Origin of the sequence: Streptomyces sp. NPDC058955, from assembly GCF_042741435.1 — a bacterium.
In the GTDB taxonomy this organism is placed as follows: Bacteria; Actinomycetota; Actinomycetes; order Streptomycetales; family Streptomycetaceae; genus Streptomyces.
The window spans coordinates 1-11,975 of record NZ_JBHYKM010000134.1 but is presented as its reverse complement, the minus strand read 5'-3'; the positions used below and the strand labels follow the sequence as shown (position 1 = coordinate 11,975).

The following is an 11,975-nucleotide window of genomic DNA, read 5'->3' as shown; positions in this document are numbered from 1 at the left end:
CCCCTCACCCCCCGCCGCGGGCCCCCTCATTTTCGCCCCCTGTGAATTTCGCGGGCGGGCCGCCCCGCGCGCCCCCGCGGCGGGGGCGCCCCCCCCCCCCGCGTCACCCCCACGTCCGACCCGGCCATGCGCGCCCGGCGCCCCATGCTGCATGCTGTGCGTTCACGGTCTCAACGGACGGTCTTCGGTACGGAGCTGCGCATGACTACCACCTTTCCGGACATCTCCATCAGCACGGACCGGCTGGTGCTGCGCCCGTACGAAGAGGCCGACATCCCCGCCTTCGTCGAGATGATGAACGACGAACTCGTCACCGCCTGGACCTCCGTCCCCCACCCGTACGCGCGGGCGCACGCGGAGGACTGGGTCCGCAGGATCGCTCCCGCCGAACGGACCGAGGGCCGCGGCATCGTCTTCGCCGTCACCGAGTTCCTGACGCAGCGTCTGGTCGGCACCGTCCACCTGCACGACACCGACTGGCGCGTCCGCGCCACCGAGGTCGCCTACGTCACCGCCCCCTGGGCCCGCGGCGAGGGATACGCCACCGAGTCCGTCCTCGCCGTCGCCCAGTGGCTCTTCCGCGACCGCGGCTTCGAACGCCTCCAGCTGCGCACCGCCGCCGACAACACCGCCTCCCAGCAGGTCGCCCAGAAGATCGGCTGCATCAGCGAGGGCGTCCTGCGGAACGCCTGGATAGCGCGCAGCCTCACCGAGGGCGGCGAGTGGACCGACATCCGCACCGACCTCATCGTCTGGAGCCTCCTCCCCGAGGACCTCGACGGCGTCGCCGACCAGATGGCCGAGGCCGGATACTCCTCGTACACCGACTGGAGCTGAGCCTCCCGGGGGCCGACCCGGGGTACGCTCGGACCCGCCCCGACCTGCGACGACACCACAGGAGACAGACGCGATGGCCGACCGGGTCACGGTGATCGGCTGGGACGGCTCGCCCCTCACCGCGGCGGCCCGGTCCGCGCTCTCGGCCGCCACCCTGGTGGCCGGCGCCGCCCACCACCTCGCGCTCCCCGAAGTGCCCCCCGGCGCCGAACGCGTCCGGCTCGGCAGCGTCGGCCTCGCCGCCCGCCGGATCGCCGGACACCGCGGCACCGCCGTCGTCCTCGCCGACGGCGACCCCGGCTTCTTCGGCGTCGTCCGCACCCTCCGCGCCCCCGAGCACGGCCTGGAGGTCGAGGTCGTCCCCGCCGTCTCCTCGGTCGCCGCCGCCTTCGCCCGGGCCGGCATGCCCTGGGACGACGCCCGCGTCGTCGTCGCCCACCAGCGCACCCTGCGCCGGGCCGTCAACGTCTGCCGCGCCCACCCCAAGGTCGCCGTCCTCACCTCCCCGGGCGCCGGCCCCGCCGAACTCGCCCTCCTCCTCGAAGGCGTCCACCGCACCTTCGTCGTCTGCGAGGAACTCGGCACCGACCGCGAACAGGTCTCCGTCCTCACCTCCGACAAGGCCGCCGACCACACCTGGCGCGACCCCAACGTCGTCCTCGTCATCGGCGGCGCCGGCGGCACCGGCGCCTCCGCCGCCCCCTGGCTGATGGGCCACGACCCGGCCGCCGGAACCGTCCGCGGCTGGGCCGGACCGACCGGGGAGCACGGCTCCGAGGGGCGGCCCGGCGCCGGCCAGGACCCCACCCTGCGCGCCGTCCAGCTCGCCCGCCTCGGCCCCCGCACCGGCGACCTCGTCTGGGACGTCGGCAGCGCCGGCGGCGCCTTCGCCGTCGAGGCCGCCCGCTTCGGCGCCGCCGTCATCGCCGTCGACGCCGACCCCGCCGCCCGCGCCCGCACCGAGGCCGCCGCCCGCCGCGACGGCGTCCTCCTCCAGACCGTCACCGGCCGCGCCCCGCACGTCCTGGAGAGCCTCCCGGAGCCCGACGTCGTACGGATCGGGGCCGGCGGCGTCCCCGTCGTCACCGCCTGCGCCGACCGCCGCCCCGAACGGATCGCCGCCCACGCCACCACCCGCGACGAGGCCGAGGCGATCGGCTCCGCCCTCGCCGACGGCGGCTACGCCGTCGAGACCCTGCTGCTCCAGACCGTCGGCCTCGATCCCGCCGACTGGACCGAGCGCGATCGCTCCGTCGTCTTCCTGCTCACGGGCCGCCGGACCACCGGCGCCCCGTGATCCGGACCGTCCGTCCGGGCAGGTAGGCTGGCCGATTGTTGTACCGCACGGGGACCTTCGGCGTGTTGTTCGTCAATGTCCTGAAACGGCGACCGTCTTGACCCGTTCTCGACGGTCACCGGCGTACGGGACACCGGGGGGACCGCGCGACGTGGCGCAGTCCACAGCGCACCGTGGCGGAACCGCCTGCCACGATGGGCGCGGGCCGCGACAATGCTTGGGTGTCGGCGCGCCTCCGTGCCGCGCGGCGCACGCGCTCGTTCTCGTTGACGGGCGCAGCTCTGAACGAACACAACGATGGGCGAGGGGTACGCATGACGGACACCGGCCAGGTCCCGGGCGAGGGACTGCCGGAGAACGCAGGCATGGTCGAGCAGCCGGGCATCCCCGCTCCGGGCGCGTACACCTTCCTGGACCCCTCCGGCCCGCTCCCCGAGGACGACGACATGCTGCTGATGCCGGGCGCCCAGGGCGCCTGGAGCGAGCAGGCCCCGGGCGTCGTGCCCGCCCCGCCGATCGCCGTCCCCGCCCCGCCCGTGGTCCCGCCGCAGGGCGGCCCCGAGGGCGCGGACCCCGGCGCCGTGCCGCCGCAGGCCGCCGTCCCGCTGGGCGACCCGCTCACGGACCCGCTGCCGGACCCCCTCACCGACCCGCTGCCGGACGGCCTCGTCCTCGCCGACCGGCTGACCGCCCCGGCCACCCCGGCGCACGGCGTCCCGGTGCCCGGCGCCACCGCCCACGGCTACGAGCCCGGCATCCTCGACACCGGCGCCCACGAGGCCGCCGGCCGCGACTCCGGCTCCGTCGACCTCGGCGGCGTCCGCGTGCCGCCGCCGGCCGCCCCGTCCCGGCGCCCGCTCCACATGGGCCCGCCGGTCCCGGAGACCGCCACCGGCGGCGTCGTGCGCTCGCTCGCCGACCGCGGCCCGGCCGCGCCGGTGCCGCCGCAGGTCCCCGCGCCGGCCCCCGAGGCCCTGGTGGCCACCGGCCCCGCGCCCGTCCCCGTACGGAACCCCGGGCCGCCCACCACCGGCCCCGAGTACTTCGAGATCGCGCAGGACCAGCAGACGGCCCCGCAGGGCGCCGAGCCGTGGGCCGCGCAGCCGCAGGAGCCCCTGGCGCCCGCCGAGGCCCCCGCAGAAACGGTCGTCCCGCAGAACGGCCTCTTCGTGCAGGTCGAGGGCTCGGTCCCGACCGCCGAGCAGCCGGCCCCGACGCCGACCCCGGCGGCCGGCACCCCGATCCCCGCGCCCGAGACCGTCGCGCCGGACGCCGTCGCGTCCGAGGCGGTCGCTCCCGAGACCGTCGCGCCGGACGCTGTTGCGCCGGAGACCGTCGCGCCGGACGCCGTCGCGTCCGAGGCCGTCGTGCCCGAGGCGGTCGCGTCCGAGGCCGTCGCGCCGGAGTCCGTGACGCCCGAGGCCGTCGAGGTCCCGGCCCCGGAGGCCGTCGTCCCCGCGCCGCGCGAGGGCGAGCCCGCCGCCGAGGCGGTGCCGGTGCCGGCCCCCGAGGCCGTGGCGCCGGAGGCCGCCGTGCCCGCCGAGGCCCCCGAGCCCGTGGCCGAGCAGCCGGCGGAGGCCCAGGAGCCCGTGGCCGAGGCCGCGGAGCCCGCCGCGCCCGCCGAGGTACCGGCGCAGCCCGAGGCCGAGGCCCCGGTCGCGGAGAGCCCGGCGACCGAGCCGGCCCCCGAGACCCCGGCCGCCGAGACCCCGGCCGCCGAGGCCCCGGCCGCCGAGGCCGAGGTCGAGGCCCCGGCCGAAGCCCCCGTCGAGGCAGCGGCCCCCGCCGCCGAGCAGCCGGCCGAGCCGGTCCCGGCCGAGGAGCCGGTGGCCGCCGAGGAGAGCCCGGCCGAGGAGGCCGTCGCGGCCGCCCCCGCCGAGCCCGTCGCGGCCGAGCAGACGCCCGCCGAACCGGTCGACGCCGAGCCCGTCGCCACCGAAGCGGTCGAGGCCGAGCCCGTCCCCGCCGAGCCCGCCCCCGCCGAGACGTTCGCCGACGCCGCCGCCGAGGCGCCCGCCGAGGCCCCCGTCGTGGCCGTCGCCGAGGAGATCCCGGTCGTCGCCGAGGACGCCCCCGAGGACCCGGCCGAGCCCCGCCCGGCCGCCCCCGGCTACGACGACGCCGAGCGCGAGGCCGTGCTCCGCGTGATGCGCGAGCGCCGCGACATCCGCAACGGCTTCCGCTCCGACCCGATCCCGCACGAGGTGCTGCTCCGCGTCCTGGAGGCCGCCCACACGGCCCCCAGCGTCGGCCACTCGCAGCCCTGGGACTTCGTCGTCATCCGCTCCGCCGAGACCCGGCAGACCATGCACGAGCTGGCCCAGCGCCAGCGCGAGGCGTACGCCAAGTCGCTGCCGAAGGCCCGCGCGAAGCAGTTCAAGGAACTGAAGATCGAGGCCATCCTCGACACCCCGGTCAACATCGTGGTGACCGCCGACCCGACCCGGGGCGGCCGGCACACCCTCGGCCGCTACACGCAGCCGCAGATGGCCCCGTACTCCTCGGCCCTCGCCGTCGAGAACCTCTGGCTCGCCGCCCGCGCCGAGGGCCTCGGCGTCGGCTGGGTCAGCTTCTTCGACGAGCGCGAGATGGTCCGCGAGCTCGGCCTCCCCGAGCACCTGGAGGTCGTCGCGTACCTCTGCGTCGGCTACGTCGACGAGTTCCCGGACGAGCCCGAGCTGATGCAGGCCGGCTGGGCCAAGCGCCGCCCGCTCTCCTGGGTCGTCCACGAGGAGACGTACGGCCGCCGCGCCCTGCCCGGCGAGGAGCCGCACGACCTGCTCCAGGAGACCGTCGCCTCCATCCGCCCGCTGGACGCCAAGGCGCTCGGCGAGGCGTGGGAGCGGCAGAAGCGGATGACCAAGCCGGCCGGCGCGCTCGGCATGCTGGAGATCATCTCCGCGCAGCTCTGCGGCCTCTCCCGGGTCTGCCCGCCGCCGATCCCCGAGCCCGCCGCCGTCGCGATCTTCGCCGGCGACCACGGCGTGCACGCCCAGGGCGTCACCCCCTGGCCGCAGGAGGTCACCGGCCAGATGGTCGCCAACTTCCTCGGCGGGGGAGCGGTCTGCAACGCCTTCGCCAACCAGGTCGGCGCCGAGGTCTGCGTCATCGACGTGGGCGTCGCCACCGAGCTGCCCGCCACCCCCGGCCTGCTGCCCCGCAAGGTCCGGGCCGGCTCCGGCGACTTCACCACCGGCCTCGCGATGACCCGCGAGGAGACCGTCGCCGCGATGGAGGTCGGCATCGAGACCGCCCGCGACCTGGTCGCGGCCGGGAACAAGGCGCTCCTCACCGGCGAGATGGGCATCGCGAACACCACCGCGTCCGCCGCCCTCATCTCCGTCTTCACCGGCGTCGACCCGGCCGAGGTCACCGGCCGCGGCACGGGCATCAACGACGAGACCCACGCCCGCAAGGTCGACGTGGTCCGCCGCGCCCTCGACCTGCACAAGCCGGACCCGCAGGACCCGATCGGCGTCCTGTCGCAGATCGGCGGCCTGGAGCACGCCGCCCTCGTCGGCTTCATCCTGGGCGCCGCCTCGCTGCGCACCCCGGTGATCCTCGACGGCGTCTCCACCGGCGCGGCGGCGCTCGTCGCCCGCGCCATCGCCCCCGAGTCGCTGGCCGCCTGCATCGCGGGCCACCGCAGCGCCGAGCCCGGCCACGTGGCCGCGCTCAACAAGCTGGGCCTGCGCCCGCTGGTCGACCTGGACCTCCGCCTCGGCGAGGGCACCGGCGCCCTGCTGGCCCTGCCGCTGGTGCAGAGCGCGGCCCGCGCCATGCACGAGGTGGCGACCTTCGACTCCGCGGGCGTCACCGAGAAGTAGCCCGTACGGCCCCGGCGCCGCCGCCCTCCACCGGGAGGCCGCGGCACCGGGGCCGCCGCACGTCCGCGACCAGGGTCACAGGGTGTCCGCGCCAGGTCACCGATATCGTGGTCGCCGGGCCGCACGCCCGCCCCACCAGCCGCTTCACCGCCGCAGCGGCCCCCACCCAGGGCCTGCCCGACCCTTCCCGTCGGGTCCGGCCCGCCCGGCACGCACGCTCGCCGCACGGCGATCGCACGCACCGAACGACCCGGCCCGATCCGACGCGAATGGTCGGACAGGCCCCAGCCCCGTCCGAGGAGCCGCCCGCACATGGCCCAGCACGTCGAGCCCGCCGAGCACCCCGCCTACCCCGTCGGCCTCCGCCTCGCCGGCCGGCGCGTCGTCGTCCTCGGCGGCGGCACGGTCGCCCAGCGCCGCCTGCCCGCCCTCATCGCCGCCGGCGCCGACATCACCCTGATCTCCCCGTCCGCCACCCCCTCCGTGGAGGCCATGGCCGAGACCGGCGAGATCACCTGGGTCCGCCGCCGCTACGAGGACGGCGACCTGGCCGACGCCTGGTACGCGCTCGTCGCCACCACCGACCCGGCCGCCAACGCCGCCGCCTCCGCCGAGGCCGAGCGCGCCCGCGTCTGGTGCGTCCGCTCGGACGACGCCGAGGCCGCCACCGCCTGGACACCGGCCACCGGCCGCGGCGACGGCGTCACCGTCGCCGTCCTCACCGGCCACGACCCGCGCCGTTCGGCCGCCGTGCGCGACGCGATCCTGGAGGGCCTGCGCGACGGCTCCCTCGCCGCGCCCGCCCAGCGTGCCCGCACCCCCTTCGTCGCCCTCGTCGGCGGCGGCCCCGGCGACCCCGACCTCATCACCGTCCGCGGCCGCCGGCTGCTGGCCGAGGCCGACGTCGTCATCGCCGACCGGCTCGGCCCCCGCGACCTGCTGGACGAGCTGCCGCCGCACGTCGAGGTGATCGACGCGGCGAAGATCCCGTACGGCCGCTTCATGGCCCAGGAGGCCATCAACAACGCGCTGATCGAGCACGCCAAGGCCGGGAAGTCCGTCGTCCGCCTCAAGGGCGGCGACCCGTTCGTCTTCGGCCGGGGCATGGAGGAGGCGCAGGCGCTCGCCGCGGAGGGCATCGCCTGCACCGTCGTGCCCGGCATCTCCAGCTCCATCTCGGTGCCCGGCGCCGCCGGCATCCCGGTCACCCACCGCGGGGTCGCCCACGAGTTCACCGTGGTCAGCGGGCACGTCGCCCCCGACGACCCGCGCTCGCTCGTCGACTGGGCCTCGCTCGCCAAGCTCACCGGCACCCTGGTGATCCTCATGGGCGTCGACAAGATAGGGAAGATCGCCGAGGCGCTCGTCGCCCACGGCAAGGCCCCCGACACCCCGCTCGCCCTCGTCCAGGAGGGCACCACCGCGACCCAGCGCCGGGTGGACGCCACCCTCGCCACCGTCGCCGACGTCGTGAAGGCCGAGGAGGTCCGCCCGCCGGCCGTCATCGTGATCGGCCCGGTGGTCGCGGAGGGCCCCGACAAGCTCACCCGCTGACACCCACTCGAAGGAGCGCGGTGACGGGCGGCGCCGACCGCCGCCCGTCCCGCGCATTGGCACCACACCCCGGACAAGGCAGTATCACCCCGTGGCCGAAATCATCACGATCACCGACCCCGACGACCCCCGCCTGCGCGACTACACCGGCCTGACCGACGTCGAGCTCCGCCGCCGGCGCGAACCCGCCGAGGGCCTCTTCATCGCCGAGGGCGAGAAGGTCATCCGCCGCGCCCGGCAGGCCGGTTACGAGATGCGGTCGATGCTGCTCTCCGCCAAGTGGGTCGACGTCATGCGCGACGTCATCGACGAGGTCCCCGCCCCGGTGTACGCGATCCAGCCCGACCTCGCCGAACGCGTCACCGGCTACCACGTGCACCGCGGCGCCCTCGCCTCCATGCAGCGCAAGCCGCTCCCGGAGGCCGGCGAACTCCTCGCGGGCGCCCGCCGGGTGGCCGTCATGGAGTCGGTCAACGACCACACCAACATCGGCGCCATCTTCCGCAGCGCCGCCGCCCTCGGCATGGACGCCGTCCTGCTCTCCCCGGACTGCGCGGACCCGCTCTACCGCCGCTCGGTGAAGGTCTCCATGGGCGCCGTCTTCTCCGTCCCGTACGCCCGCCTGGACACCTGGCCGCGCGGTCTGGAAGCGGTACGGGAGGCGGGCTTCCGGCTCCTCGCCCTCACCCCGGCCGAGCAGGCCACCTCCATGGACGAGGCCGCCCCGCACCGCCTGGACCGGGTCGCCCTGATGCTCGGCGCGGAGGGCGACGGCCTCTCCACCCAGGCGCTGCGCGCCGCCGACGAGTGGGTCCGCATCCCGATGGCCCACGGCGTCGACTCGCTCAACGTGGGCGCGGCCGCGGCCGTCGCCTTCTACGCGGTGACGGCCGGCCGCCCCGAGGCGTAGCCCGCCGCCGGATCAGCCCTGCAGGGCCTGGGCGGCGGCGATGCCCAGGGCCACCAGCAGCGTCACCACCACGAAGACGACCAGCCGCTGGCGCAGCAGCCGCGGATTGGCCGGACGGCGGCCGGTGGACGTGGTCCGGTTCCCCTGACGGGACCCGGACCGCGACTGCGGCACCCGGGAACCGCCGCCGGTACGGGCGGGCGCCGACGGCCGCGAGGACGGCGTGGGCCCGCGCCCCCGGGCGGCGGCGCGCTCCGGCTCCCGGCCCCGGGTGTCCCGCTCCGTGTACCGCTCGGTCGGCCGCAGCGTGCCGCGCTCCTCCATCCGCTCGCGCGGGGCCGGCGGCCGCGCGGACGGCAGCCCCTGCGCCTCGCGGGCGGCGATCTCCTTGAGCCGCATCGACAGCTGGAGCGTGCTCGGACGGTCCTCCGGGTCCTTCGCCAGACAGGCCCGGATCAGCGGCGCGAGCGCGTCCGGCACGCCCTGGAGCTGTGCCTCCTCGTGCACCACGCGGTACAGCATGACCTCGGAACTGCCGTGCCCGAAGGGGGAGTCGCCCATCGAGGCGTACGCCAGGGTGGCGCCGAGCGAGAAGACGTCCGTCGCCGGCGTCACGGCGGCGCCCCGCACCTGCTCGGGCGCGAGGAAGCCGGGGGAGCCGACGGCGGTGCCGACGTGGGTGAGGGTGCTGGCCCCGGTGGCCCAGGCGATCCCGAAGTCGATGATGCGGGGGCCCTTGGGGGAGAGCAGGATGTTCGACGGCTTGAGGTCGCGGTGGACGACCCCGGCCTCGTGGACGGCGACCAGGCCCTCGGAGAGCGCGGCACCGATCGACGCCACGTCGGCGGCCCGCAGCGGACCCTCCTCGGCGACCCGGTCGTGCAGCGAGGGGCCGGGCACGTACTGGGTGGCGAACCAGGGCCGTTCCGCGTCCAGGTCGGCGGCGACCAGCCGGGCGGTGCAGCCGCCCCGGATCCGCCGGGCCGCCGACACCTCACGGGCGAACCGCGACCGGAACTCCTGGTCCTCGGCCAGATCGGGCCGGATCACCTTCAGGGCCACCCGCTGACCGCGCCGGTCGGAGCCGAGGTACACGACCCCCATCCCTCCGGCGCCCAGCCTGCGGTGGAGCCGGAACGCCCCGACGATCCGCGGGTCCTCGCGCCGGAGCCGCATCATCGCCATGTCCGTCCCCTCGTCCGTTCGACGTGGCACAGCTTACGTAGTGCCGCCCCCGCGCGCTCATAGGCCGCGCCCTCCCACCGGCATCGATTGTCAGTGCTGAGGGGGAGGGGCGCCCCGGCCCCCACCGAACCTCCCCGTCAACACCCCTTCCCGCACACCCCACTTGACCGGGCCGCCCGCCAACTCCCGCGGCCCCGCCCGCGCCACCGCCCCCGCCCCGCACCCCCTGCCCCGCCCCGCCCGCCGGCGGACGTGACCCATGTCACCCCGGCCCTCCTTACCGGCGCGGGGGGCGCGTCCCGTCCGGGACGACCCCGACGCGCGCGCCCCCGTCTCCACCCAGGGGAGTACTCCAGGAGGGGCGACGTCATCCTCCCGTAGGCCCGAAAGCCGGTACGCGGGCATGACGACCGGGCCCCTTCCGCTCCCTAGTGTTGAGGTCATGCGGTGGGCGCGGCTCTCGTCCCCCGAGGAACACGCGCCCACCGCACCAGGAACCGCACAGGAACAGCGATACACAGACCGACAGGAGAGGACCATGGCCTTCACGGCACACCGGTCGACCCCCCGCCCCGCGGGACGCCGTCACCCCCTGGTCGCCACCGCCATGGTCCTCCCTCTCGCGGCCCTGCTCGTGGTCGTCTTCGGCGGCTGGGAAGCGGTGGTCACACAGGCGTCGTCCGTGGGCGTGATGCTGGGGCGCTGAGCGGCGCCCCGGACCCGGGAGAGCGGCCCGGGTCGGGGACATCGGCCGACAGCCCCGTGGGGACGGGGGTGCGGCGGACGACAGCGCAGGGGCCGGTCGGCCGGGGAGCCGACCGGCCCCTCCGCGTACCCACCCCCACGCACCGGCGCCTCCTCGTACCCGCTCCCGCCGCACCGGCGCCTCCGGGTACCCGCTTCCGAGGCCCGTGCCGCCCCGTCCCGGGCGCCGCGTACGCTCGCCGGATGGACGTCGCACACACCGCGCCCCAGGCCCACGAGCCGTCGACCGGCGACGTGCCGGCGGCGCTCGCGCTGCTCGCCCGCGAGGCCGTGCACGGCGGGGGCGCCTGCCGGTGCGACCCGGGGGTGGTCCGGGTCCTGGCGGACCGGGAGGACGGGACCGTCGTCCGGCACGGCGGGCTCGTCGCCAAGGCGCACGCCCCCGGGACCGACGACGGCCCGCACACCGCCCGGCTCGCCCTCGCCGCCCACCCGGACCTCGGCGGGATCCTCCTCCCGCCGGTCCCGGGCCCCCGCCCGGAGCCGGTCGCCGGACGGCCGGTGACGGTCTGGCCGTACGGGCCCCCGGTCGACCCGGCGGACCCCGACGCCGCCCCCTGGGAGGAGGCGGCCCGGCTCCTCGCCCTGCTGCACCGCACCCCGCCGCCGCCCGGGCCCGCCGGCCCGCTGCCCGTCATGCGCGCCCCCGAGAAGGCGGCCCTGGCCGTCGGCCGGATGCTCCGTGCCGCCCCGGACCATCCGGCGGCGGCCCCCGTGCTGGCGGCCTGGCGCACCGTCACCGCGAGCGGCACCGGCGGCACGCGCGCGTACCTGTGTCACGGCGACTTCCATCTCGGCCAGCTCGTCCGGGACTTCCGCGGCGAGTGGCGCCTCATCGACGTCGACGACGCCGGACTCGGCGACCCCGCCTGGGACCTGGCCCGCCCCGCCGCCTGGTTCGCCGCCGGGCTGCTTCCGGCGGAGGTGTGGACGCGGTTCCTCGGCGCGTACGAGTCGGCGGGCGGCCCGGCCACGGGCGCGGACCCGTGGGCGCGGCTGGACCTCCCGGCCAGGGCCCTGACCGTGCAGACCGCGGCGCTGGCGGTGGCCAAGTCCACGGCGGAGCGGCGGGAACTCGACGAGGTGGAGGGCGTGATGATCGACACCTGCGCCAGGATCGCGGACACCCGAACCGCCCCCGCCTCCACCGCGTCCCCATAAAGTGAGGTCATCATTCGAACGGCAACGGCAGGGAGTTGAGCCGAGCATGCAGTGTCCCAAGTGTCACGCGGCGATGCACACGTACAACCGCAACGGCGTCCAGATCGAGCAGTGCAGCGGCTGCCGCGGCATCTTCCTGGACTACGGCGAGCTGGAGGCCCTGACCCGCCTGGAGTCCCAGTGGCAGGCCGCCCCGCCGGCGCCGCCCGCCCCGCCGGCCGCGTACCCGGCCCAGCCCGCCCCGGCCGCTCCCGCCTGGGGCGCCCCGCACGGCGGCCACCACGGCGGTCACTACCGCCAGCGCGGCTTCGGCCGGATGCTCTTCTCCTCCTGAGCCCCGCCCCGGCCCCGGATCCGCAGCCCGCGGCTCCGGGGCCGGCGCGCACCCCCGCTCGCGCGCCCGCCCGCACGACGACGTACCCCCCCGGCCCCAACCCGG

Annotated in this window: 9 protein-coding genes; 8 read left to right on the top strand and 1 reads right to left on the bottom strand. The window is 76.9% G+C overall.

The window, feature by feature from the left end:
- Positions 1-201 precede the first annotated feature (201 nt).
- The 5 genes from ACFW1I_RS33350 to ACFW1I_RS33330 all read left to right on the top strand — a co-directional run bounded on the left by ACFW1I_RS33350 (position 202) and on the right by ACFW1I_RS33330 (position 8,425).
- Positions 202-837 carry a GNAT family N-acetyltransferase gene (locus ACFW1I_RS33350; protein ID WP_384676994.1) on the top strand — a complete coding sequence of 212 codons (636 nt, stop codon included), beginning with the start codon at positions 202-204 and terminating at the stop codon, positions 835-837.
- A gap of 73 nt (positions 838-910) precedes the next feature.
- Positions 911-2,134, top strand: coding sequence for a precorrin-6y C5,15-methyltransferase (decarboxylating) subunit CbiE (gene cbiE / locus ACFW1I_RS33345; protein ID WP_384676992.1), 1,224 nt, complete (start codon positions 911-913; stop codon positions 2,132-2,134).
- Positions 2,135-2,448: 314 nt separating this feature from the next.
- Positions 2,449-5,961 carry a nicotinate-nucleotide--dimethylbenzimidazole phosphoribosyltransferase gene (gene cobT / locus ACFW1I_RS33340; protein WP_384676990.1) on the top strand — a complete coding sequence of 1,171 codons (3,513 nt, stop codon included), beginning with the start codon at positions 2,449-2,451 and terminating at the stop codon, positions 5,959-5,961.
- Positions 5,962-6,273: 312 nt separating this feature from the next.
- Positions 6,274-7,515, top strand: a complete 1,242-nt coding sequence (cobA, locus tag ACFW1I_RS33335; protein WP_384676988.1) for a uroporphyrinogen-III C-methyltransferase — start codon at positions 6,274-6,276, stop codon at positions 7,513-7,515.
- Between the two features lie 91 nt (positions 7,516-7,606).
- The gene (locus ACFW1I_RS33330; protein ID WP_384676986.1) at positions 7,607-8,425 is read left to right on the top strand and encodes a TrmH family RNA methyltransferase; all 819 of its coding nucleotides are present in this window, start codon (positions 7,607-7,609) and stop codon (positions 8,423-8,425) included.
- 12 nt (positions 8,426-8,437) lie between these two features.
- On the opposite strand, the gene ACFW1I_RS33325 is transcribed toward ACFW1I_RS33330, so the two are convergent.
- Positions 8,438-9,610, bottom strand: a complete 1,173-nt coding sequence (locus tag ACFW1I_RS33325; protein ID WP_384676984.1) for a serine/threonine-protein kinase — start codon at positions 9,608-9,610, stop codon at positions 8,438-8,440.
- A 538-nt stretch (positions 9,611-10,148) separates the two neighbouring features.
- Between ACFW1I_RS33325 and ACFW1I_RS33320 the strand changes: the two genes are divergently transcribed.
- From ACFW1I_RS33320 to ACFW1I_RS33310, 3 genes are all read left to right on the top strand, one after another.
- The gene (locus ACFW1I_RS33320; RefSeq protein WP_031005464.1) at positions 10,149-10,316 is read left to right on the top strand and encodes a hypothetical protein; all 168 of its coding nucleotides are present in this window, start codon (positions 10,149-10,151) and stop codon (positions 10,314-10,316) included.
- Positions 10,317-10,558: 242 nt separating this feature from the next.
- Complete coding sequence (locus ACFW1I_RS33315; RefSeq protein ID WP_384676982.1) at positions 10,559-11,536, top strand: phosphotransferase; 978 nt, start codon at positions 10,559-10,561, stop codon at positions 11,534-11,536.
- A 46-nt stretch (positions 11,537-11,582) separates the two neighbouring features.
- Positions 11,583-11,870: a zf-TFIIB domain-containing protein gene (locus tag ACFW1I_RS33310; protein WP_384676980.1), complete on the top strand. Its 288-nt coding sequence runs from the start codon at positions 11,583-11,585 to the stop codon at positions 11,868-11,870.
- Positions 11,871-11,975: the final 105 nt, after the last annotated feature.